Source organism: Ancylomarina sp. YFZ004 (genome assembly GCF_054254355.1).
Window position 1 is genome coordinate 92,606 of the sequence record NZ_JBTCHQ010000008.1, and the last position, 22,307, is coordinate 114,912.

Annotated in this window: 22 protein-coding genes; 12 read left to right on the forward strand and 10 right to left on the reverse strand. The window is 34.2% G+C overall.

The window, feature by feature from the left end; genetic code table 11:
- Positions 1-162 precede the first annotated feature (162 nt).
- Positions 163-1,023 (forward strand): AraC family transcriptional regulator, encoded by an 861-nt coding sequence (locus tag ACXR6G_RS13355; RefSeq protein ID WP_458361935.1) that lies wholly within the window; start codon positions 163-165, stop codon positions 1,021-1,023.
- A gap of 297 nt (positions 1,024-1,320) precedes the next feature.
- Here ACXR6G_RS13355 and ACXR6G_RS13360 read toward each other — a convergent pair whose 3' ends face one another.
- Positions 1,321-2,304, reverse strand: a complete 984-nt coding sequence (locus ACXR6G_RS13360; RefSeq protein WP_458361936.1) for a DUF4097 family beta strand repeat-containing protein — start codon at positions 2,302-2,304, stop codon at positions 1,321-1,323.
- Positions 2,305-2,590: 286 nt separating this feature from the next.
- On the opposite strand from ACXR6G_RS13360, the gene ACXR6G_RS13365 reads away from it, so the two are divergent.
- Both ACXR6G_RS13365 and rlmN read left to right on the forward strand, forming a co-directional pair.
- A complete protein-coding gene (locus ACXR6G_RS13365) occupies positions 2,591-3,262 on the forward strand; it encodes a ferredoxin--NADP reductase (RefSeq protein ID WP_458361937.1) in 672 nt (223 codons plus the stop codon).
- Positions 3,263-3,309: 47 nt separating this feature from the next.
- Positions 3,310-4,353: a 23S rRNA (adenine(2503)-C(2))-methyltransferase RlmN gene (gene rlmN / locus ACXR6G_RS13370; RefSeq protein ID WP_458361938.1), complete on the forward strand. Its 1,044-nt coding sequence runs from the start codon at positions 3,310-3,312 to the stop codon at positions 4,351-4,353.
- A 70-nt stretch (positions 4,354-4,423) separates the two neighbouring features.
- On the opposite strand, the gene ACXR6G_RS13375 is transcribed toward rlmN, so the two are convergent.
- The 4 genes from ACXR6G_RS13375 to ACXR6G_RS13390 all read right to left on the reverse strand — a co-directional run bounded on the left by ACXR6G_RS13375 (position 4,424) and on the right by ACXR6G_RS13390 (position 10,762).
- A complete protein-coding gene (locus tag ACXR6G_RS13375; RefSeq protein WP_458361939.1) occupies positions 4,424-5,443 on the reverse strand; it encodes a LacI family DNA-binding transcriptional regulator in 1,020 nt (339 codons plus the stop codon).
- A 235-nt stretch (positions 5,444-5,678) separates the two neighbouring features.
- Positions 5,679-6,677, reverse strand: coding sequence for a formimidoylglutamase (gene hutG / locus ACXR6G_RS13380; protein WP_458361940.1), 999 nt, complete (start codon positions 6,675-6,677; stop codon positions 5,679-5,681).
- A gap of 142 nt (positions 6,678-6,819) precedes the next feature.
- A complete protein-coding gene (locus ACXR6G_RS13385) occupies positions 6,820-8,553 on the reverse strand; it encodes a chloride channel protein (protein ID WP_458361941.1) in 1,734 nt (577 codons plus the stop codon).
- A 433-nt stretch (positions 8,554-8,986) separates the two neighbouring features.
- Entirely contained in the window at positions 8,987-10,762 is a 1,776-nt protein-coding gene (locus ACXR6G_RS13390) for a chloride channel protein (RefSeq protein ID WP_458361942.1), read from the reverse strand.
- A 396-nt stretch (positions 10,763-11,158) separates the two neighbouring features.
- Here ACXR6G_RS13390 and ACXR6G_RS13395 point away from each other — a divergent pair, with 396 nt between their 5' ends.
- The gene (locus tag ACXR6G_RS13395; RefSeq protein ID WP_458361943.1) at positions 11,159-11,407 is read left to right on the forward strand and encodes a DNA-binding protein; all 249 of its coding nucleotides are present in this window, start codon (positions 11,159-11,161) and stop codon (positions 11,405-11,407) included.
- 78 nt (positions 11,408-11,485) lie between these two features.
- On the opposite strand, the gene ACXR6G_RS13400 is transcribed toward ACXR6G_RS13395, so the two are convergent.
- Both ACXR6G_RS13400 and ACXR6G_RS13405 read right to left on the reverse strand, forming a co-directional pair.
- Complete coding sequence (locus tag ACXR6G_RS13400; protein ID WP_458361944.1) at positions 11,486-11,806, reverse strand: DMT family transporter; 321 nt, start codon at positions 11,804-11,806, stop codon at positions 11,486-11,488.
- A 76-nt stretch (positions 11,807-11,882) separates the two neighbouring features.
- Entirely contained in the window at positions 11,883-12,467 is a 585-nt protein-coding gene (locus tag ACXR6G_RS13405; protein ID WP_458361945.1) for a Crp/Fnr family transcriptional regulator, read from the reverse strand.
- A gap of 118 nt (positions 12,468-12,585) precedes the next feature.
- On the opposite strand from ACXR6G_RS13405, the gene ACXR6G_RS13410 reads away from it, so the two are divergent.
- The 6 genes from ACXR6G_RS13410 to creD all read left to right on the forward strand — a co-directional run bounded on the left by ACXR6G_RS13410 (position 12,586) and on the right by creD (position 16,666).
- Positions 12,586-13,032 carry a MarR family winged helix-turn-helix transcriptional regulator gene (locus ACXR6G_RS13410; protein WP_458361946.1) on the forward strand — a complete coding sequence of 149 codons (447 nt, stop codon included), beginning with the start codon at positions 12,586-12,588 and terminating at the stop codon, positions 13,030-13,032.
- 5 nt (positions 13,033-13,037) lie between these two features.
- Entirely contained in the window at positions 13,038-13,541 is a 504-nt protein-coding gene (locus tag ACXR6G_RS13415) for a hypothetical protein (RefSeq protein ID WP_458361947.1), read from the forward strand.
- Positions 13,542-13,619: 78 nt separating this feature from the next.
- Positions 13,620-14,267 carry an ion channel gene (locus ACXR6G_RS13420; protein ID WP_458361948.1) on the forward strand — a complete coding sequence of 216 codons (648 nt, stop codon included), beginning with the start codon at positions 13,620-13,622 and terminating at the stop codon, positions 14,265-14,267.
- A 102-nt stretch (positions 14,268-14,369) separates the two neighbouring features.
- Entirely contained in the window at positions 14,370-14,987 is a 618-nt protein-coding gene (locus ACXR6G_RS13425) for a hypothetical protein (protein WP_458361949.1), read from the forward strand.
- Positions 14,984-15,274 carry a winged helix-turn-helix domain-containing protein gene (locus ACXR6G_RS13430; protein WP_458361950.1) on the forward strand — a complete coding sequence of 97 codons (291 nt, stop codon included), beginning with the start codon at positions 14,984-14,986 and terminating at the stop codon, positions 15,272-15,274. Before ACXR6G_RS13425 ends, ACXR6G_RS13430 begins: the two co-directional genes overlap by 4 nt.
- A 51-nt stretch (positions 15,275-15,325) precedes the next feature.
- Complete coding sequence (gene creD / locus ACXR6G_RS13435) at positions 15,326-16,666, forward strand: cell envelope integrity protein CreD (protein WP_458361951.1); 1,341 nt, start codon at positions 15,326-15,328, stop codon at positions 16,664-16,666.
- Between the two features lie 40 nt (positions 16,667-16,706).
- Here the strand turns inward: creD and ACXR6G_RS13440 are convergent, their stop codons facing one another.
- From ACXR6G_RS13440 to ACXR6G_RS13450, 3 genes are all read right to left on the reverse strand, one after another.
- A complete protein-coding gene (locus tag ACXR6G_RS13440; protein ID WP_458361952.1) occupies positions 16,707-17,279 on the reverse strand; it encodes a pentapeptide repeat-containing protein in 573 nt (190 codons plus the stop codon).
- Positions 17,280-17,391: 112 nt separating this feature from the next.
- Positions 17,392-18,051: a redox-sensing transcriptional repressor Rex gene (locus ACXR6G_RS13445; protein WP_458361953.1), complete on the reverse strand. Its 660-nt coding sequence runs from the start codon at positions 18,049-18,051 to the stop codon at positions 17,392-17,394.
- 403 nt (positions 18,052-18,454) lie between these two features.
- The gene (locus ACXR6G_RS13450; protein ID WP_458361954.1) at positions 18,455-19,741 is read right to left on the reverse strand and encodes a bifunctional folylpolyglutamate synthase/dihydrofolate synthase; all 1,287 of its coding nucleotides are present in this window, start codon (positions 19,739-19,741) and stop codon (positions 18,455-18,457) included.
- 215 nt (positions 19,742-19,956) lie between these two features.
- On the opposite strand from ACXR6G_RS13450, the gene ACXR6G_RS13455 reads away from it, so the two are divergent.
- Together ACXR6G_RS13455 and ACXR6G_RS13460 are read left to right on the forward strand one after the other, a co-directional pair.
- Positions 19,957-21,288 carry a PhoH family protein gene (locus ACXR6G_RS13455; protein WP_458361955.1) on the forward strand — a complete coding sequence of 444 codons (1,332 nt, stop codon included), beginning with the start codon at positions 19,957-19,959 and terminating at the stop codon, positions 21,286-21,288.
- A gap of 101 nt (positions 21,289-21,389) precedes the next feature.
- Positions 21,390-22,292 (forward strand): Ppx/GppA phosphatase family protein, encoded by a 903-nt coding sequence (locus tag ACXR6G_RS13460; RefSeq protein ID WP_458361956.1) that lies wholly within the window; start codon positions 21,390-21,392, stop codon positions 22,290-22,292.
- The last annotated feature ends 15 nt before the right edge of the window (positions 22,293-22,307 follow it).

Below are 22,307 nucleotides of genomic sequence, written 5' to 3' on the forward strand. Positions count from 1 at the left end.
TGACACCATAATATTCGTTTTAAGTTTCTTCCCGACAAAGCTTCAATAATTGCAAAAAGAAACATGCTAGTATCTTACCATTTAATAACACTATATTTGCATCGAAACATTCAAATCCACCAGACAACAACAATTAAGTGCAATTTTGTTTAATATATAACTATGGCTCTATATCTTGAAGAAGTTCCTTTAACGACCCATTATTCATTTCGATCGAAAATTGACGTTTTACCTCACATTGTTGTTCCGTGGCATTATCACCCAGAATATGAATTGATTTATATAGAAAAGAGTCAAGGAACTTTGATCGTAGGAGATTGTATCGATAAGTTTAAGGATGGAGACATGATTTTTCTTGGACCCAACATTCCTCATGTCATGAAAAATGAGGATACCTATTACAAAAAAAATCCAAATCTATCTGTCACTGCGAAAGTCATCCATTTTAAAAAAGAAATATTGGGTGATAACTTATTAGATCTACCCGAGTTTCATAAACTTAAGTTCTTCCTAAAAAATTCAACACGAGGATTTAGTATTCATGGCAGGACAAAATTAAAACTAATTGACCTATTTGATAAACTACATGATTCAAAAGGACCTGAACGTATCATCCTACTTCTACAGATACTAAATGTATTATCAAGCTCTGAAGAATTAAGTGTACTAGCCTCTGAAGCATTTGTTGAAAGCTTTAAGCACTCCAGCAATCAAAAATTGTATAAAATTTATGAATACGTTAGTAAAAATTTTCAACAAAAAATTGACTTGGAAGCAGCTGCTAAAGTGGCAAATTTGAGTAAAACAGCCTTTTGCCGATTCATGAAAGCAAAAACGAATCAAACCTTCACTGAATTTCTAAATGAGATGAGAATAAATTATGCAAAAAAACTTATCGTGGAAGGAAAACTCAGTATGGCTCAAATTGCTTATGAATGTGGCTTTAACAGTCCCTCATATTTTAACAAACAGTTTAAATCACACACAGGACAAACCCCACAGGAGATAAGGAAATTGTCCTAAAATAAAGCCCCAAATCTATAAAATAGAAGTGGCTGCTGACAAAAGCCAACAGCCACTTTCAAAGAAAACCAATTAATTATACTATTAAAACCATCATTTGGGACACCACTCCCAAAGTCAACAAAGGGATTAACCTTATATGAGCTATGGTTTCACTTATATTAACCAACAACTAGACCAAAAACGCCAAAGAGCTAGTTAACAACACTCAAGATTATAATTCATCAAGTTTTGACTCTCAAAAGTGTTCGACTTCGTCACAATCAGTGTTCAAATTCGTACACAAATTAAATTTTGTTAACGATAATTTTGATCTCCTGAACTACTATGTCCATATACCCAAATATCGCCATGTTTCATATAAAGCTTTCTATCAGCAGAACGGCTACCAGCTCTTAAATCACCAGAAGAAGCTCTCAAGTCAAAGCTCATTTCATCTATATCATTTGCAAAATCTATTGAAACATTTCCTGAGGTTGATTTGAATTTTGAATTTCCCATTAATTCAATTCCATCACCACTTATATCGCCGGAAGTAGTATGAAGGTCGAGAATCGTTTTAGCCTTATCTATAGTTACATTCCCAGAGGTAGAAACATTTGAAATGCGCCCATCAATATTTTGAAATTGCAAATCGCCTGAAGAGGTTCTGCTGCTCAAATCACCAACAACATCTAAAAATGAAAAGTCGCCAGAAGTCGCTCTAGTAGAGACACTAGCTCTAATATGATTAAACTTTTGAGAACCAGATGTTGATGCAGCAGAGATCGCGCCTTTCAAATAATTAATTTGCAGATCACCTGATGTGGTTGTAGTCGTCAAAGCAGTTTCAATATTCTTAAGTTCAATATCGCCAGAAGTCGCTTTCAATTTCATTTGCTCAGCAACAATTTCTTCAATATAAATATCACCAGATGAATTCGTAATATCAATATCCATTGAATAAGGGACTTTAAAACTCAATTGAGCCTCAAACCTTCCCATAATAGATCTAGGAGCTTCTATCCAAACTTTTAAAACAGAACCCTCTTGGCTATGTTTGATTTCAAAATCCTTGCTTCCTCTTAATTTCCCTCTGATTATTCCTTTAAAATCCACTCTATCTTCATCAGTACCCAGAATCTTCACATCTGCAAATCGCCCCTGAACTTCCACTCTTTTGATTCCATCATACTTAGCATCTGCTTCAGCATATATGGTTTGAGAATTACCATAAAATGGCATAACAAGTATCCCAACGAGGATAAATATTTGTTTCATATTTATCTTTCTGATTTTCATATCAATGTTTTTAAATTAGTGATCCAATTTGAATTGAGCATCAATTTTTAAACTGGCTTATCACTACTTATGACGTTATAAGTGAATATATAGTTACATGTTAAATTAAAAAAAAACAGATCAAACAATTCTGATTCTATTTTATTTAGGAAAAGTCGTCAGTAATCTTGTCCTCTTTATCAATGCTCTCGAATATTTACATCTTACTATTTAGACATCTTCTAAATTATATTACCTTTGCATCATACTACTAGAAGATTGTAAATCCTTTATGACATAAAAACATATGCCAACAGATATAAAAACAAAACAAAGATTAACCGAAAGCACCGTTGTATCCAATAGAGAAATCGCTCCTGGTGTTTTTGTTCTAAAAATTAGACGAAACTTAGATTTCAAACCTGGTCAATATATCGGCATTACCACTGATATGGATGTTGCTCCAAGGCTTTATACCATTGCTAGTGGAATAGACGATAACACAATTCAGGTTCTTTATAATGTGAAAGACGATGGATGGTTAACACCTAGACTAAGCGAACACAAAGATGGTTCTACCATATACATGACTCCTCCCGAGGGTGATTTTATTGATGATGAAACTCCTTCTTGGTGGATTGCCTCGGGAACAGGAATTGCTCCCTTTGCATCCATGTTTCGCTCAGGTTTGAGAACTGATAAAACGCTCATTCATGGTGGTCGATTCACTCATTCATTCTTCTTCGAAAAAGAGTTTAGTCCTGTACTTAAAGGCAAATATATTCGTTGTTGCTCTCAAGAAGATGGAGACGGTTTGTATAATGGAAGATTAACCCGATATTTGCAGGATATTGAGGTTTTCCCCGAAGATTGCAAATATTTCCTTTGTGGCAGTCCAGAGATGGTTGTTGAAGTCAGAGATTTACTGATAGACAAAGGCGTAGCTTTTAATAAGATTGTTGCGGAAATATACTTTTAATGTGTATTGATACAAAATCAAACACAAACAAAATTTACGATTACCAGATGGCTAAAGAAATACTATTAGGAAAAACATTGGAAGAATTAACTCAGGTTGTTTTAGACTTGAAGCTTCCGAAATTTACAGCAAAACAAATTGCTGACTGGCTTTATAAAAAAGAAATTACCAGTATTGATGAAATGCTAAACTTATCTTTAAAAGCTAGAACTCTCCTAAAAGATAATTTCGATATTGGTTTAACAGCCACTATCAAAGAACAGTGTTCTGTTGATGGGACTAAGAAATATCTTTACCCAACAAACATGCCTAATCAGTTTATCGAAACGGCTTATATTCCAGATGATGACAGAGCAACTCTTTGTGTTTCTTCACAAGTTGGGTGTAAAATGGGTTGTCTATTTTGCATGACTGGTAAACAAGGTTTTCAAGGTCAACTTAAAGCTGGTGATATTATCAATCAGGTACGCTCTTTACCCGAATGGCAAAAGCTAACTAATATTGTATACATGGGTATGGGTGAACCTCTTGACAATATTCCTGAAGTGATGAAATCTCTTGAAGTATTGACTGCCGATTATGGTATGGCAATGAGTCCACGAAGAATTACCGTTTCAACCATTGGAATTATTCCAGGTATGAAAACGTTCTTAAATGAATGCGAATGTCATTTAGCTGTAAGTTTGCACACACCTTTTGAAGATGAGAGAAAGAAACTTATGCCTGTTCAAAACGTTTATCCTATTAAGGATGTTTTAAAAATGGTTCGTGAATTTGATTTTGGTCGTCAACGAAGGGTTTCTTTTGAGTATATCATGTTCAAAGGAATTAATGACACACCTGCTCACGTTAAAGAATTGTGTAAGATTTTGGATGGTATTAATTGCAGGATGAACCTAATTCGTTTTCATCCTATCCCAAATTCACCACTTCTTGGTTCTGATGAAGCTACGATTGAAGAATTCAAAGATCTACTCAATAAGAAAGGCATTACAACAACTATTCGTCGCTCTAGAGGCTTAGATATTTTTGCTGCATGTGGCTTACTATCTACTAAGGAATTGATAAAACAACAGAGTAAAGATTTTTAATCAAAACTCTACAGCACTAAAAAATCCTGCTCTTAAGGCAGGATTTTTTTATATTATATATTTAGAGTTTTTACTTTTCAGATGAAGCTCTAATAATTAAATCTGCATGAACAACAGCTTCTTTTACTTTATCGCTGTCTGGCTTATCTTCCATTTGTTCAAATAAAAGGTTCGCAGCTTCTCGTCCTACTTGCTTAGGATTTTGATCCATTGTAGATATCGATGGTTCCATATAACGAGAACGACGACTATTTGAGAAACCAACAATAGCAACTTCCTCAGGAATCTTGAAACCTAATTCCTTAGCAGCCATTATAGCTCCAATTGCCAATTCGTCATTTATAGCAAAAAATGCATCTGGACGATTACTTCGTGCAAGTAATTCCATTGTTGCTTTTTTAGCTGAATCAACTGTAAATTCACAACGTGAAATTAAAGTTTCATCTAAAGATATATTTTTAGCAGCAAGTGCTTTTTTATAACCACGCATTCTATTTCTACCATATAACATATATTCCGGACCTGTTAGGAAAGCGATACGCTTAGCTCCACCTTCCAATAGGTGAGTAACAGCAGCATGAGCAGCAGCAGCATCATCAGCCACAACCTTAGACACATCTAGCTCCTTTGAAGTTCTATCGAATAATACGATAGGTACTCCCATGTCCTTTATTTTATGAATATGATCGTATGTATTTGTTGCACGAGATAATGATAAAATAATACCATCCATTCTCATGTTTAAGAAGCCATCTACATTCTTCTGTTCTTTCTCTAACTTTTCATTCGATGAACTCACAAAAATCTGATAGCCCTTTTCGTCAGCAACTTGCTCAATCCCTTTAACAACCGAAGCATAAAAAGAACTTACAATTTGAGGTACAACAACACCAATCATATTTGATTTTTGTGTTTTAAGCGCAACAGCCAAAGGGTTTGGACGGTATTTTAATTCTTTTGCTAGCTTTTGTACTGCTTCGCGAGTTTGCAAGCTAATTTCAGGATTATTCTTTAATGCTCGAGAAACAGTAGAAACAGAGATGCTCAGCTTTTCTGCAATATCTTTAATCGTTACGGGACGGTTTGCCATAGACTTATATTTTTACTTATTTTGTTGAAGTCTGTCAGTATAGGCTTTCTTAAGAAGAGAAAGAGTGAATTTTACTATTAAAAGATCAACATTTATATATGAAAATTAATGATTGTATATGCATACCCTCACAAACAGCAAAACATACTTGCTGCAATTTACATACTTACAAAGATAAAATAATTCAGATATATACAAGTGAAAGCCCATCCTTTTTGAAAAGGATAACAATTTCTTAAGCTAGTTCTTTTTCCTCAAGGATAGAATTGATTACCGCAAAAACAATAATTGCGGCTAATTTTGAACTTCGGCTATCCTCATCAAAACGGGGTGCAATTTCAGCAATATCAAAAGCAATTACCTTACCCGATCGTATCATCATCTTTATCAATTTCAAAATCTTTTCAGGATGCAATCCGAATGGTTGAGGTGCACTAACACCAGGAGCATATGCCGATGAAATGACATCAGAACACAAAGTAAAGTAGATATTCTCTTGTTGTTTGGCATAACGCAAAAGATCCTGACCAACATTAAACATATTGGCAGAGTTGATATCTTTTGCCATTAGATATTTCACATTTAAGGCATCAGCTTTCTTAAAAAGACTTACCGTGTTACCATATTGCTGAATACCTGCAACCATATAATTGAATGGTTTATCTTTAGCCTTACAATCATCTGCAATTTGAGCAAACATGGTTCCAGAACTAATTACCTTGTCGTAGGGACGCATATCGAAATGAGCGTCAAGATTAAAGATACCAAGACTTTCATTATTGGTTTCCTCAAGAAAACGCTCAATCCCCTTATAGTGTCCATAAGCAATTTCATGTCCACCACCCAAAACAATTGGGAACAAGCCATTTTTAAGCATCTTACAAACTGCTTGAGCAAGTGTTTCCTGAAGATCTTCTAATTTTACATCAGCAGCTATAATATTACCACAATCGTATATTTTAGTTGTAGCAGGGAATGAACATGGGAGGTTTGAGAGTTCTTTACGAATGCTATTGGGCCCTTTTGAAGTACCAATACGCCCTAAATTTTGCTGAACACCTTCATCACAGCAAAAACCCAGCAATCCAAAACCATCATTTTCAACAAGGATATCCTCTAATAAATTTATGGGTTCGATAATCTGATGCCAACGAAATGCATCATAGTCCTCAAGATCATCGATTCGACCTTGCCAGAATTTTTCAGGGATACACTGATAATGATTAGGATTCATGGCCTTAAAAAAATTAAATGTGTCAACAATATCATTATACACCTTGTATTAACAAGTGTATTTACAACATGACAATGTTACAAATAATCAATTTAAAGCATCAAGATTAAAGAGAGTTTTTACGTGTTTTCACACTATAATCCTATTCGTCTGAGAAATGAACCAAAACTCTACGATAAACGTTAAAAATCTTCGACTTAGATACAAAACCATAATACTTGCCATCCATAGTTACAGGAAGATTCCATGCTCCTGTTTCTTCGAATCGCTTCATAACCTTATCCATTGGTGCTTCAGCATCAAGAATTGCTGGAGGCATAGTCATCAAGTTGCGAACATAGGTTTCTTCGTACATATCAGGGTTAAACATGATATGACGAATATCATCCAAAAGAACAATTCCTAACAGCTTTCCCTCCTCATCAACAACAGGGAAAATATTACGGTGAGAATGAGAAATAATCTTCACCAACTCACCAAGACTTGCATCTGGATCTATTTTTTGTAAATCGGTTTCAATCACTTTCCCAAGTTTCATTAGGGTCAGAACAGCTTTATCCTTATTGTGAGTGATCAGTTCGCCACGCTTAGCCAATCGTTTTGTGTAGATAGAATGCGGTTCGAAATACATAATGGTTAAGTAGGCTATGGTAGCCGTTATCATGATAGGTACAAAAAGTTCGTAACCACCCGTTATTTCAACAATCAGGAAGATAGCCGTTAGTGGTGCATGCATTACACCAGCCATCATACCTGCCATTCCTAAAAGAGTAAAATTACTTTCGGATAGTTTGATGAAATTAAAGCCATTAATAAATCGAGCTACAAAAAAACCAGAAACACCACCCAGAAATAGCGAAGGAGCAAAAATACCACCCACACCACCACTACCTGTGGTTACGGTTGAAGCAATTACTTTAAAACCCAAAATTAAAATCACATAGCCTAAAAGCAACCAGTAATTGTCCTTTAAGAAATAGAAGACAGAATTATTTACTAAACTATCAATATTTCCATTCAACAGTGCTTGAATAGTTGTATATCCTTCACCGTAAAGAGGAGGAAATAGAAAGATCAATACACCAAGAGTAATACCTCCAAGAAGAAGTTTACTATAGGAGTTCTTTATCAGTTCCAATTGCGATTCCAGATACATGCCAAATCGGGTAAAATATAAAGAAACCAAACCAGCGAAAATACCCAGTAAAATGTAATAAGGGAAATTAGATAAGACAAACGATTCGGTCACCGTGTAAGATAACAGAACATCCTTACCCATAAAGAAATAAGCAATGCTTGCTCCTGTAATCGATGAAATCAACAATGGAATTAAAGAAGCCATGGTCAGGTCTAACATCAGTACCTCGAGGGTAAAGACCATACCAGCCATAGGTGCCTTAAAAATACCTCCAATTGCTCCAGCTACACCACAACCCACCATCAAAGTAATGGTTTTATAGTTGAGGTGAAACATACGTCCCAGGCTTGAACCAATCGATGCTCCTGTTAATACAACGGGTGCCTCAGCTCCTACCGATCCACCAAAGCCAATAGTAAGTGTACTTGCAATTATCGAAGAATAGTTATTATGAGATTTTATATGACTGTTATTTTTCGACATGGCATACAAAATTCGAGTGACACCATGCCCAATATTATCTTTCACAAAAAATTTCACAAACAATACAGTCAGTAGAATACCAATTGTAGGATAGGCTAAATACAATAAATTGAATGATTCTACATGAAGATTATGCGTCAGAAAGTGATGCGTTTGGTGAATCGTTGTTTTCAATAACAAAGCCGCCAATCCACTAATAATTCCAACTATAAAACTAAGAATTAGAACAAACTGTCTCTCTTTGACGTGCTTCATTCTCCAAATTAAAAATCGGGACAATAAACTCTTATTCTTCATGACGCTGGCTATTATTTTCTTGAGGATTTTTGGACCTCACAAAATTAGGAAAATTACAATAAACTATTCGATCGGTCGGATGGCTACTTGAGTCAGGCAAACCTTAGTAGAGAGCAATACATAAAAAAGACTAAGGAATCTTTATTTAAAACATGTATTGAGTTGACAATCTTTAGAATGAACTAAAGAATACACTGTTCGACTTTTATAAAATCGAGTGCAAATGTAATAGAATATTATTGAGCGAATAGTGAAAACTGATATTTTTTTTCAAAAAATATTCAGCACATAAAAGCATCAGAACTACAGCTATAGTTCTATGTTTAGATCATTATTGGAATGCAAAGGTTTTAAATAGACAATTTGTTGAAATCAAAACAAATAACATTCATTAATCTTCAGAAAAATGCTTTAACATTCGACGATAAGTAGAGAATATCTGAGCACGAGAAACACAACCCAAATATTTACCATCATGCAAAACAACCATATTAAATTTATCTGAATATTGATATTTTCGAGCCACGTCAGCCATCGATTCGTCATGTTGAATCACAACAGTAGGCATAATCATTAAGTCGCGAACAAACATCACATCGTACTTCTCTGGCTGAAACATGATTTCACGAATATCATCAAGCTTAACAATGCCTTCAAAATTATTCTCAGTATCAACCACTATAAACAGATTACGTTGCGATTTTGCAATAACCTTAACCAAATCACCCAGAGTGGCTTCGGAATTAATGGTATTAAAATTCTTTTCTATCAATCGTGTCACTCGCATCAACGAAAGTACATTTTGATCCTTATCGTGAGTCATCAGCTCTTTACGACGAGCCAACTGCATGGTATAAACCGAATGTGACTCGAAGCTCTTAACCGTTGCATAAGATATGGTAGCCGTAATCATTAAAGGTACAAATAGCTGATAGCCTCCTGAGATATCGGCAATAAGGAAAAGACCAGTAAGTGGAGCATGAAGTACACCAGCAATCATCCCTCCCATACCAATAAGGGCAAAATTATTGACTTCGATATTTCTCAAGCCTAGGGCATGAACCACCTTGGCAAACAAGACCCCTGCATTAACACCCATAAACAAGGTGGGTGCAAAGATACCACCAATACCACCAGCACCAAAAGTGATGGAAGCAGCTATCACCTTAAAAAAGATAACCAGAGAAAGTAGAATCAATAAAACCCAAAAATTTTCACTGAATGAATAGAATAAAGAATTATTGAACAGATAAGAATAGTCGCCCGATAGGCTTGCATTTATACCATGGTAACCTTCACCATAAAGAGAGGGAAAAAAGAAAATAATCATTCCCAGGGACGAACCTCCAATAAGTAATTTTAAATAAGCTTTACCAATCCTATCAAACATAGCCTGAATATACATGTACATCTTGGTAAAATAGGTCGCTATCAAACCTGTGAAAATACCCAAGACAATGTAATAAGGTAAATCTTTTAAATCGAAACCATTCTCAACATCAAAGGGATAAAGAACATCCATTCCCAAGAAGAAATAAGAAGTCATAACTGCTGTAGAGGATGCCAACAAAAGTGGTACTAAGGAATACATCGTCAGGTCGAGCATGATAACCTCCATAGCAAATACGATAGCCGCAATTGGTGCCTTAAAAATAGCTGCCATTGCACCAGTACACGCACATGCTAATAATAGTGTTGTTTGCTTATAATTCAAATGAAAAAGCCGACCAATATTAGATCCTAAGGCTGCACCCGTTGCCACAGTAGGTCCCTCCAATCCCACAGAACCACCAAAACCAACAGTAAAGGCGGATGTAACAATGGATGAAAACATATTATGTCCATTTATTTGTCCATTGGTTTTCGAAATACTATAAAGCACATTAGGTATTCCATGCCTGACTGGTCTTTTTATAATGTATTTGATAAAGATAACGGCAATGCTAATACCAATGGCAGGATATATCATATAAAGGAAATTCGCGTATTCAAGCTCAAATGTTCCTTGTAGCAAGGAGCTAATGAAATGAACGGAATTTTTAATGACAACTGCTGCTAATCCTGAGGTGATTCCAATAAGAATACCTAGAAAAGAAATAAACTGACGATCGCTAACATGCTTCAAACGCCAAATAAGAAAGCGGGCTAATAATGATTTTTTCTTCACAATATCTTCTGTCTCTAGAAAATTAGTCCTTTTTAAAGCCTTCTAATATCCAATCTATGAAATATTTATTGTCTAAATTAGAATAAGGCATAACGCACCTAAGATACAAACAGCTTTATGAAAAATCAGATAGATCTGATTTAAATAGAGGAAATCTTAGTTAATGAAAAATCATATCTAATTAAGATATCTTTTTTTTAAGGAATATTTTAAAACCAGATAAAACTTAGAACGTAGAAGAATAAAAGCAGAGAACGAAAAATTGAGCATATAATCTCCGAAAAGGATTCATTTCCATATAGATTTATGCTTAGATAACTTTCAATTAAAAAATACTTTCGCTAAATTTAGAGAGCTAAGCGAATTTTAATCCTTTATAAATTAAACTTATAGCATATGACTAAGACAATCACATTCAATGACCTTAGAAACATCAAGGATCGCTTGCCTGAAGGCAGCATGAGAAAAATCTCTGAAGAATTAGATCTTAATGTAGAAACAGTCCGAAATTATTTTGGTGGTGTTAATTACAGAGAAGGTAAAAGTATCGGAGTTCATGTTGAACAAGGGCCAAACGGTGGAGTTGTAGAATTGGATGACACAACTATTCTTGATTGTGCATACCGTATTCTCGGTGAAGCTTAAAATATTTTCTTAACCAAAAATTTAATACCCCCTACTCCTCGCTAACCTGTGAGGAGTTTTTTTATTAAAAAACATGACCTAATGAGCAGAAACTAATTTCAAGCCAATAATAGAAGCGATCAGTAGAAAAATAAAGAATAATTTAAGTATTTCGGTTGACTCTTTGAAAAAGATAATACCGATCAATACGGTTCCAACAGCACCTATACCTGTCCAAACGGTATAAGCTGTTCCTAGAGGTATCGTTTTAATAACTCGATTAAGTAGAATGAAGCTAGTCGCTGAGAAAAAGAAGAATCCCAATGAAGGCATTAACTTTGTGAAGCCATCTGACAACTTAAGACAAGTCGTAAAACCAACTTCAAGTAATCCTGCTAACACTAATAAAATCCAATTCATATTTTCTGTATTAAGTTTACAGATGCAAATAAACGGGCATAACAGAAAAAATAAATTGATCTATATCAAGAAATAATTATTTAGATTTTAGATGCTCTGCACGAAGTCTACTGAGCGTTTCGGGACTAATTCCGAGAAAAGAAGCGATATGGATAGCTTTTACCTTCAAATCGATATCAGGAACGTAAGAAAGTAGTCTTTCATATTTTTCCTTTGCAGACATAAACATAAAGAACTTGTAGAACTCTAACTGACCAGACATCTCCTTTTCAAGCCATAATCTGGCAAAGCGTTCCATTTGGGGAAATTCATCAAATAAATTCAGAAAATCATCAGTCGAAATTTCAATAATCACAGAATCGGCAACAGCTTCAAGCGTCTCAACTCCAACTTTCTTAAATGAAAAGCCATCACAAGAAGGTAGAATCTGATTTTCAACTTCAAGCCAAGTGGTAACCTCTTTGCCATCGTAGTTGGCAAAAAATCGTACACATCCTGAACATAAATACCTGAAATAGCGAGAATACTGTCCTTCCTGACTTATAATTGAATCTGAAGGGTAAGACTTTAAATGCGCTATATCCGAAATCCGAGACTTCAATACTTCATCAACAACAATATAACTAGCTATAAAATTGAAAAGTGATTCTAATTCTTTCATTGTAAGCTTTATTTTAATCAACTAATGGTTAGAAAATTTTAATGATCACATAATATTCTCGAACAATGCTTGTCATGACAAGTTAATATCTATATTTGTCATGACAAATATATAAACAATGAACAAAGTAAACTTAGAAAAATCGGTAAACCATCATATTGCAATAAGTGCAATCATGATAAAGCGAGTCTTCTTTAAAATATTGAGTGATAACAAGCATGGTATAACGCCAGAGCAATGGAATATCTTATATCACCTGAACGAATCTAATGGCATGACAATTGGCAAACTAAGTGAACTCACTTACAAGGATTTTGCCAATATGAGCCGAATAAGTCAAAAGCTTGAGGCAGCAGGTTTTATTGAAAAAAAGAGAGATGAAAAAGACAAGAGAGTATTCAAGCTATTCATTACCGAAAAAGGGCAAGAATTAAACAAGCAACTTCACCAATGTGCCTACAAGTCGACAGATATTGCTCTTGAAGGAATTGACAATCAAACGAGAGAGTTAATGGTCAATAATCTCAAGCAAATCATTACTAATACAGAGGAATTCTTAAAATAAATAACATGAAAGATCTATCACTAACACAAAAAAAATGGCTAAAATCTATACATCTACTAGCTGCGGGGATATGGGTAACAACTGGATTAACAATGTTTCTTTTGCACTTTATGCGCAGCGAAGTACAAACTGGAGATCATCTGCATTTATTGAATAAAATCATCCATTTTATTGATATGAAGATTCTTGTCCCAGCAGCCATATTGAGCTTACTAACTGGATGGGTTTATTCACAATTCACGAAATGGGGCTACTTTAAACATGGCTGGATGACATTCAAGTGGATAATTACCTTATCAATAATCATACTTGGAACGATATTCTCTGGTCCTTGGATTAGCGAAATGGTAAGAATATCGGGAGAACTTGGTATGGATGCCTTAAATAATGCAGAGTATCAATGGTTTGATAAAAATCAGACTATAATGGGAATTTGCATGAATGGTACCCTAATTATTACCATTTTTATATCTGTATTCAAACCTAAAAAGTCAAAAATAGCTTCGTAAAAAGCATATTAAAATCATTCAAAAGAATAATTTTCAACTTCCCTATTAACTTTAGTATTCTCTATTAGCAAGATAAATATGAAAAAGATCTTAACAAGAATTCCCAGAGGAACGTATCTTTTAATAAGTATAATCCTATTCATATTTGTATTACCAGTGGTCATTGATGATTCGCATAAAGATCTAGTTTATGCCAGTTTCTATTCTATTATTCTTCTTTCAATATCTTCAATCATAGGAGAAAAGAAGGTTTGGGCTCTTATAGCAATACTTTGTGCCGTATGCTCAATATGGTTAATGTACTTTATTGATGAAAAATCGATAAAATATATTGCGTTTTCATTCTCAATCCTAATCTTTACTGCCACGGTGGTTACCATGATTGGCCAGATAATGAGAAATAAAGATATTGATGGTCATCTCATTATTGAGACGATTAATGGTTATCTACTAATAGGCGTCATAATTAGTTTCATCAATTCAACGATACTATTGCACAACAGTCAAGCCATCACATTTCTTGAAAATATTGGTCATATAGACATTGGAGACATTGTCTATTATTCATTCGTAAGTATGACCACAATAGGCTTTGGAGAGATTATACCTCAAAGCCAAATTGCCAAATCATTAAGTATTTTCTCTGGTATTGTAGGCCAATTCTATTTAGCAATCATCATGGCACTCATTATCGGAAAACTTCTCAACAGCAAACATAAAAACTAAACCAAGTCAGTATTAAAACAGATTTTAGTAAGTCTTTTTTCACCTCAATTAGTTTCTTAGAAATATTCTTATTAGTTTTACTTTGTAATTCAAAGTACTTTTATGGATAAGCAAAAATATATTGAAGATTTAAAGGATATTAAACAAATGATGAATCGCTCATCAAGGTTTATATCATTAAGTGGACTATCAGGTATAAGTGCAGGTATTTTAGCAATTATTGGAGCCTACTTAGCCTATCAAACTATTTATGCCAATCAAGATTATTTAGTTTACAGACAAACTATATTAAGTATTGAAAATTTATCTACTCTCTTAATTATTGCTTTAACAACACTTCTATTATCAATTGGTTCGGGAGTCTTTTTTACAACTCGTAAGGCTAAAAGAAATAAACAAAAACTTTGGGATTCTCAAACTAAAACCCTCCTCATCAATTTATTTATCCCACTAGCTACAGGAGGTATTTTATGTCTGATTTTATTATTAAAAGGATTCATCGGAATTATCGCCCCACTTACACTCATTTTTTATGGTTTAGCATTGGTTAATGCTAGTAAATATACGCTTGAGGAAGTAAGGAGTCTAGGTATAGTTGAAATTATATTAGGCTTATTGGGTATCTATTTTATTGGTTATGGCCTAATTATTTGGACAATCGGTTTTGGAATATTACACATTGTCTATGGTACTATTATGCATCTTAAATACGGATCGTGAAAGAAATCCTAAAAAATCTAGATAAAGCCTTCGAGAATAAAGTCCGACTTGGAATCATGTCTGCCCTTATTGTCAATGATTACCTTGATTTCAACACCCTAAAAGATCTTTTAGATGTGACAGATGGTAACCTTGCCAGCCACTTAAAGTCTCTTGAGAAAAGTGGTTACATCAAGTTTAGTAAAGAATTTATTGGACGAAAACCCAATACCAAATACGCTGTGTGCGACGAAGGCAAACTTGCATTCAAAAAACATATAAAAGCAATAGAGCAATTGCTTCACTAATATTTTTTTATTTATCTACTTTGTATTTCAAAGTACTTTTAAATCACTCAAATGAACAAAGAAACATCTCCCATCGACAGAATTAACAGTTGGCTAAAAAATTCAATTAGTCTTAAACTTATTATCATCACAATTCTAATGTTATTGTTGCTGATACCAGCTTCAATGATCAAATCGATCATACACGAAAGAGAATCTCTTAGTAATCAAACTGTGATAGAAGTCAGTAACAAATGGGCTGGTAGTCAACAGATAAATGGTCCTATATTAAGTATTCCCTTAATTTATGAATACAAAGATGAAGACAAAAGCTATGAGACGACAAAATATCTTCACATCCTGCCCGAAGAACTTAATATTAATGGGAACATCTCACCAGAGAAACTTAAAAGAGGTATTTACGAAGTTGTTGTATACAAGTCTAAACTCGCTTTGAAAGGTCAATTTCTTTTAAATAAAGAAATTGACAGAAATAATCTAAAAGAGATCAAGTACGATCAGGCATTCTTAACGATAGGGATTTCAGATTTAAGAGGTATTGAAGATCAAGTCATTTTAAATTGGGACAAGACTGATTTAAAAGTTGAACCTGGATCAAGAATATCTGATCTAATCTATTCGGGAATAACAGTCAAACTTCCAAATATTGAAACAAGCATTAATAAAAATATTGATTTTTCGTTCACACTAAACTTACAAGGGAGTCAGAATTTAAATTTTATTCCTCTAGGAAGCACAACGAATGTTAAAATTGAATCTAACTGGCCATTCCCAAGCTTCAATGGTAATTTCCTACCTGATCATCGCAAGGTATCTGATACAGGCTTTACAGCGGACTGGAAGGTTTTACAGCTCAACAGAAATTTCCCGCAATCTTGGATAGGCAGCAAGCATGCTGAAAAGATTAGACAATCAAATTTTGGGATTGATTTAATTCTTCCTCTTGACGACTACAAAAAATCAGTAAGGTCATCCAAATATGCCGTTATGTGTATTGCCCTTACTTTTCTAATATTCTTCTTAGTAGAAATCATTAACGGCCGTAAAATTCATCCTTTCCAGTACATCCTGGTTGGTCTGTGTTTATGTGTTTTTTACGTTTTATTGATTTCCATATCGGAACATTCAAATTTCAATACAGCCTACATTATTTCCAGTATAGCTATTGTCGGGATGATAAGTCTTTACTCACTCACAATTTTTAAATCAAAAAAGCTGAGTTTTTTACTTCTATCAACACTAACAAGTATTTATGGATTCTTATTCGTAACACTTCAATTGGCAGATTATGCGCTTTTAATGGGAAGTGTTGGATTGACCTTAATCCTAGCTGCAACGATGTATTTCACCCGTAATATTAATTGGTACGAGATTAATGTTGATTCAAAATAAACAAAAAGCCCCGATTCAAAATAGGAATCGGGGCAAATTATTAAGTTATCTTAATATCATACTTTCCAAGTAAACCAATGACATCTGGTATTGAAAATTTAGCTTTCTTAATTTTGTTTATTTCAGGGTCGATTGAATAGGCATGGGATGTTCTGAAATCAGCTTTTTCGAGAATTGTATTTTCAAACATAGCACCATTCATGTCACAATCATCAAACAAAGCTGCAGTCAAGTCAGTTTCAATAAACTCAACTTCTTGTAGGCTGCACTTTCTAAACTGAGTCGCCTTCAGTTTTAATTTATAGAAAGAGGACAGATTCAGGTTAGAGGATTCAAAATAGAGACATAACAGAAATGGGTTACAATCGTTGAAATTCAATCCAAGTAATTTGCAATTGCAAAACTTAATATCTTTTAAAGACGTACCATTCAGTTTAGCTAGACTAAAATCGCAATTTTCAAACTCACATTCAACAAAAACGACATTAGAAAAATTGATCCCTGAAAAATTGCAATTTACAAATCTACAATCTTCATACTCCCCTTTAGTAAACCCTAGCTCACTAAAGTTTTTCTTCTCAAAAACTTGATTCTCTATATATGTCTCCTTCATCCTGTATAGTACGCTAGTCGTAATTCTATGATTTTTATAAACCACGAAATTAAACAAAAAGAGGCAAAACGTTTAAACGAATTGCCTCTTTTATATTTTAAAATCTAGTAAGCTAGATTGCTTTTTCTTTGTCGGTGTGAATCTTATTAAAGATGATCGCCAAATTGGCATACAAGGATGTATTTTGAACGACAATATCTTCTGGAACCTTAATTCTAGCTGGTGTAAAATTCCAAATGGCTTTTACTCCCCAAGCAGCCATTAAATCAGCTACTGATTGTGCAAATTCTGCAGGCACCGTAATAATTCCAATTATTGCTTTCATTTCTTGAGCTAAATCTCGAAACTGGTCAATATGGAAAACTTCAATATCATTAATCTTTTTTCCAACAATACTTGGATTCACGTCAAAACCAGCAACAATATTTAGCCCGAAATTTTCCAAACCATCATCATGTAAAAGTGCTGATCCTAGTGAACCAGCTCCTACTAAGAAAGCTTGATCCATAACGGTAAACCCTAAGAAGTTAGAAAGAATTTCAACCATAGCCTTAACCTCATAACCAACTCGAGTTTTACCTACAATACTTGTATAAGATAAATCTTTTGTCACCTGAGTAGGATCAATATTCATATAGTTGGCAATCTGAGTAGAAGACACAAATTCCTGACCTTTCTTCAATAAACCTTCCGAAAAGGCTAAATAAGCAGGTAATCTTCGCAACGAAGGCTCAGGAACTGCAGATACTACTTTTTTTGAACTTTGAACCATAGTTATTTCTTTAATACATCTTAGATTAGAAATGATATATGTCAGATTTCGAACAATCTGAGAAAACAAAGTGTAAATTCATTATAAATGAATACTACAACTAGGCGGAAAATAGATGCTGTATATGAGACTAATAAATCATATAGCTAAAAACAAAAATAAGTGATTTTTCATTAAAGAAAAAAATCAACATTAATTTAGTCTCAGTACAAATTAGAACTTAACATCAAACTGATAAATATCGAAACTCATTCAAAGAGAAATCATCAGATATATAGACTTTTACATATCTTCTATTTCTCTTAAAACAAATTATCAACAAAAAACATGTTGTGCTATTTATATTTACTTTCAATAACTTCTAAATCAGTTTATAGCGATTGAAGCCTATTTATTATAAAATCTAAACAACTTCAGCCACAACAAAAGTACTGCCACCAACAAAGATCAAATCATCCTTATCAGCTCCTTCTTTGGCTGCATTAAGTGCATCCAATACAGTTCTATATGTTTTCCCTTTGAGTTGGAACTTATCCGCCTTTTCTTTTAGAATTTCCTCGTTTAGAGCTCTCGGTATTGAAGCCTTGGTAAAATAGTATGTAGCATTTTTGGGTAACAAACTCAAAACCTCATCTATCTCCTTATCATCCACCATACCAATTACCATATGCAGATTTTCGAACTTAAGTGAATTAAGTTGTTTTAATATTTCTGAAATTCCTGCAACATTATGGCCCGTATCGCAAATAATTCCAGGCTTATCGCCTAAACGTTGCCAACGACCCAAAAGTGAAGTTTGCTCTACAATCCTAGATATACCATCTTTAATAATCGCTTCACTCAAATTAAAACCATTCTGATTCAATTGATTAAGAGCAACAAGTGCCGTTCTGATATTCTTCACTTGATAAATACCCAGTAAATCAGATTTTAAAGAAATCTCATTACCTGAGTTAACTCCCTTAAACACTAAATGACGATAAGTATCTTGCAATTCGGTACTCACGATCTCTAACTCATCTTCTGCAAATAAAATAGGGGCAGATAGAGATTTTGCTTTATTAATAAAGACATCTTGTGATTCATCCTGTTTCTCACCAATAATTACAGGAATCTCATTCTTAATAATACCAGCCTTCTCTCCTGCAATCACCGGTATAGAATTACCCAATAAACTAGTGTGATCAAAACTTATATTAGTGATCACAGTCAAAAGTGGATCAATAATATTTGTAGAATCCAATCGACCGCCTAATCCGACTTCGATAACAGCAATATCAACTTTTTCTTTTGCAAAGTGATCAAAGGCCAAAGCAACTGTCATCTCAAAAAATGAGGGTGACAATTCTTCAAACTTATGCTTGTGAGAAGCCACAAAATCGACAACGGCATCTTCAGAGATCATCTCTCCATTAATCTTCACTCGTTCTCGAAAATCTCGTAAGTGAGGGGACGTATATAAGCCAACCTTGTAGCCAGCCGATTGTAATACCGAAGCTAAAGTATGAGAAACAGATCCCTTACCATTTGTTCCAGCAACATGAATACATTTAAAATTCTGGTGAGGATGTTCAAAATAGGCATCCAGAGCCAAAGTCGTGTCTAAATTTGCCTTATAAGCAGCCTTCCCTGTTCGCTGAAACATAGGTAACTGACTGAACAAGTAGCTGATAGTCTCTTGATAATTCATAATTCATCTTTTTTTGCTTTGCAAAGCAAAAAAAAATATACTAAAAAATAGGATCTCGGCTTGATTTTCCTTCCTTTTTTGTTAATTTCATTACTAGTATTTAACAAGATATTTCATGTAAATATCAGCACACTAAACGATTCATTCGTTTCAAAAAATCTTCACTTTGATGTGAGACGATGGGTCGATCTACTAACCCTCTAATACCCGCACATATGACCACAGAGAAAAAGATTTTTGTATTAGACACCAACGTTATTCTTCACGATTTTAATTCAATTTTTAAATTCGCCGAACACGATGTACTAATTCCCATTACAGTTCTAGAAGAGCTGGATAAGTTTAAAAAAGGTAACGATTTAATCAATTTTCATGCACGCGAATTCACTCGAGAACTTGATAAATTATCTGGTGATGACCTTTTTAGTGATGGAGTAGCTTTAGGAAATGGTCGAGGTCGACTGTTTATTGAAACTGGAAAAGCATTTTCAGAAAAAATGAAAGTTTCATTCCAAGATAACATTCCTGATCATAGAATATTAGCGATTGCTGAATTCATTAATAATGATAATCAAGACAGAACCACAATTCTTGTATCCAAAGACATCAATCTGAGGATGAAAGCAAAATCCTTAGGCATTCCTGCTGAAGATTATAAAAATGATCAGGTTAAGGATGTTGACAGCATGATAAATTTGGGTATTCAAACCATTTATGATTTTTCCGATGAGAAAATTGCGGAACTCTATCAAGGAGATGAAGGACTTACAGAAGAAGATCTCAATTTGGATTACGAGCTTGAAGGTCATCGATACTTTATTTTGAAGAATGACAATTCGAGTGCTTTGGCTCATTTTAATCCTCTAGATAAAACAATCAAGCGTGTTGAGAAGCCTAGTTCTTATGGCATTTACCCTCGCAATGCAGAACAAACTTTCTCCATTAATGCACTACTAGACCCTAGCATCAAATTAGTTGCTTTAACCGGAACAGCTGGAACAGGTAAAACATTATTAGCTTTAGCTTCGGCTTTGCAACTTTCTGAGCAATTCGATCAAATTTATTTAGCTCGACCTATTGTGGCGCTTGCTGATAAAGATTTAGGTTATCTCCCTGGTGACGCAAATGAAAAAATCAGTCCATACATGCAACCTCTTTTCGATAATTTAGCTGTTATTAAGAAAAAATTCAATGTCCACAGTAAGCAATATCTGTATATCGATGAATTACTAAAGGATCAAAAATTGCAAATTACACCACTCGCTTATATCAGAGGTCGAAGTTTATCCAACTCATTTTTCATTGTTGACGAAGCACAGAACTTAACGCCTCATGAGATTAAGACTATTATTACACGAGCTGGTGAAGGAACTAAAATGGTTTTCACAGGAGATATTGAACAAATCGATTCACCATATCTGGATAAAAAATCAAATGGACTGGCTTATCTTTCAGATAAAATGAAAGATCAAGAGATTTTTGCACACATAAATCTGATAAAAGGAGAACGAAGTTTTCTTGCTGAATTGGCAAGTAAACTACTCTAACAAATTAATATTGGATAATTTAAAAAAATACTTTAATTTAATTAGGCAAACCGAAACAGTTTAAAACATGGTTTTAAACTGTTTCTTTAAGCTTAAGCCTTATGAAGATTATAAAATTCGCCGCCATAGATATTGGTTCCAATGCCATTCGATTGTTATTCACGAATGTAATTGAGAAGAATGGTGAGTCATATTTAAAAAAATCTTCTCTTATACGTGTACCTATTCGTTTGGGAGCCGATACGTTTACAAGCAATAATATATCCATTGAAAAAGAGGAGAAAATGGTTAAGGCCATGATCGCATTTCGTAATCTCATGGATGTTCATGAAGTTGAATCTTATCGCGCTTGCGCTACTTCAGCTATGAGAGAAGCAGGTAATGGGCTACAACTCATTCAAAGAATAGAGAAAGAAGCTGACATTAAAATCGATTTGATCACTGGAAAAGAAGAAGCTAATATCATCTTTTCTAATAAACACACCTCTTTTCTTGATCCTAAAAAGAATTACCTATATGTAGATGTTGGAGGTGGCAGCACTGAAATAACCCTTTTCTCTGCAGGGATCTCTCTGTTCTCATGTTCATTCGACGTTGGGACCATCAAAATATTAAAGAACTGTGTTCCTCTTAACGAGTTTATTCGCATAAAAGAGTGTTTACTTGATATCTGCTCATCAAAAGATAATATCGAACTGATTGGTTCTGGTGGAAATATCAATAAACTATTTAAATATGCTAGTCCTAGAAAGGAACGCGTTCTGAACTATCATGAACTAAAGGAAATTCATTCCTTATTCAACAGTCTGTCTCACGATGAACTAATGATCGACTACGATATGAATCCTGATCGTGCTGATGTGATTATTCCTGCTGCAACCATTTTCCTTAGCATTATGGAATGGGCCAATTCTAATGTCATTCAAATTCCTAAGATTGGTGTTTCTGATGGTATTATTCATCAACTCTACCAAGAGTACTCTAGCCCAAAAGTTATGGCATAGTAAATTCTTTTTTCT

What these genes read in the sequence shown, in the direction of transcription:
- ACXR6G_RS13355 (WP_458361935.1), top strand. Translation starts at nt 163, where the DNA reads ATGGCTCTATATCTTGAAGAAGTTCCTTTAACGACCCATTATTCATTT.
- ACXR6G_RS13360 (WP_458361936.1), bottom strand. Translation starts at nt 2,304, where the DNA reads ATGAAAATCAGAAAGATAAATATGAAACAAATATTTATCCTCGTTGGG.
- ACXR6G_RS13365 (WP_458361937.1), top strand. Translation starts at nt 2,591, where the DNA reads ATGCCAACAGATATAAAAACAAAACAAAGATTAACCGAAAGCACCGTT.
- rlmN (WP_458361938.1), top strand. Translation starts at nt 3,310, where the DNA reads ATGGCTAAAGAAATACTATTAGGAAAAACATTGGAAGAATTAACTCAG.
- ACXR6G_RS13375 (WP_458361939.1), bottom strand. Translation starts at nt 5,443, where the DNA reads ATGGCAAACCGTCCCGTAACGATTAAAGATATTGCAGAAAAGCTGAGC.
- hutG (WP_458361940.1), bottom strand. Translation starts at nt 6,677, where the DNA reads ATGAATCCTAATCATTATCAGTGTATCCCTGAAAAATTCTGGCAAGGT.
- ACXR6G_RS13385 (WP_458361941.1), bottom strand. Translation starts at nt 8,553, where the DNA reads ATGAAGCACGTCAAAGAGAGACAGTTTGTTCTAATTCTTAGTTTTATA.
- ACXR6G_RS13395 (WP_458361943.1), top strand. Translation starts at nt 11,159, where the DNA reads ATGACTAAGACAATCACATTCAATGACCTTAGAAACATCAAGGATCGC.
- ACXR6G_RS13400 (WP_458361944.1), bottom strand. Translation starts at nt 11,806, where the DNA reads ATGAATTGGATTTTATTAGTGTTAGCAGGATTACTTGAAGTTGGTTTT.
- ACXR6G_RS13405 (WP_458361945.1), bottom strand. Translation starts at nt 12,467, where the DNA reads ATGAAAGAATTAGAATCACTTTTCAATTTTATAGCTAGTTATATTGTT.
- ACXR6G_RS13410 (WP_458361946.1), top strand. Translation starts at nt 12,586, where the DNA reads ATGAACAAAGTAAACTTAGAAAAATCGGTAAACCATCATATTGCAATA.
- ACXR6G_RS13415 (WP_458361947.1), top strand. Translation starts at nt 13,038, where the DNA reads ATGAAAGATCTATCACTAACACAAAAAAAATGGCTAAAATCTATACAT.
- ACXR6G_RS13420 (WP_458361948.1), top strand. Translation starts at nt 13,620, where the DNA reads ATGAAAAAGATCTTAACAAGAATTCCCAGAGGAACGTATCTTTTAATA.
- ACXR6G_RS13425 (WP_458361949.1), top strand. Translation starts at nt 14,370, where the DNA reads ATGGATAAGCAAAAATATATTGAAGATTTAAAGGATATTAAACAAATG.
- creD (WP_458361951.1), top strand. Translation starts at nt 15,326, where the DNA reads ATGAACAAAGAAACATCTCCCATCGACAGAATTAACAGTTGGCTAAAA.
- ACXR6G_RS13440 (WP_458361952.1), bottom strand. Translation starts at nt 17,279, where the DNA reads ATGAAGGAGACATATATAGAGAATCAAGTTTTTGAGAAGAAAAACTTT.
- ACXR6G_RS13445 (WP_458361953.1), bottom strand. Translation starts at nt 18,051, where the DNA reads ATGGTTCAAAGTTCAAAAAAAGTAGTATCTGCAGTTCCTGAGCCTTCG.
- ACXR6G_RS13450 (WP_458361954.1), bottom strand. Translation starts at nt 19,741, where the DNA reads ATGAATTATCAAGAGACTATCAGCTACTTGTTCAGTCAGTTACCTATG.
- ACXR6G_RS13455 (WP_458361955.1), top strand. Translation starts at nt 19,957, where the DNA reads ATGACCACAGAGAAAAAGATTTTTGTATTAGACACCAACGTTATTCTT.
- ACXR6G_RS13460 (WP_458361956.1), top strand. Translation starts at nt 21,390, where the DNA reads ATGAAGATTATAAAATTCGCCGCCATAGATATTGGTTCCAATGCCATT.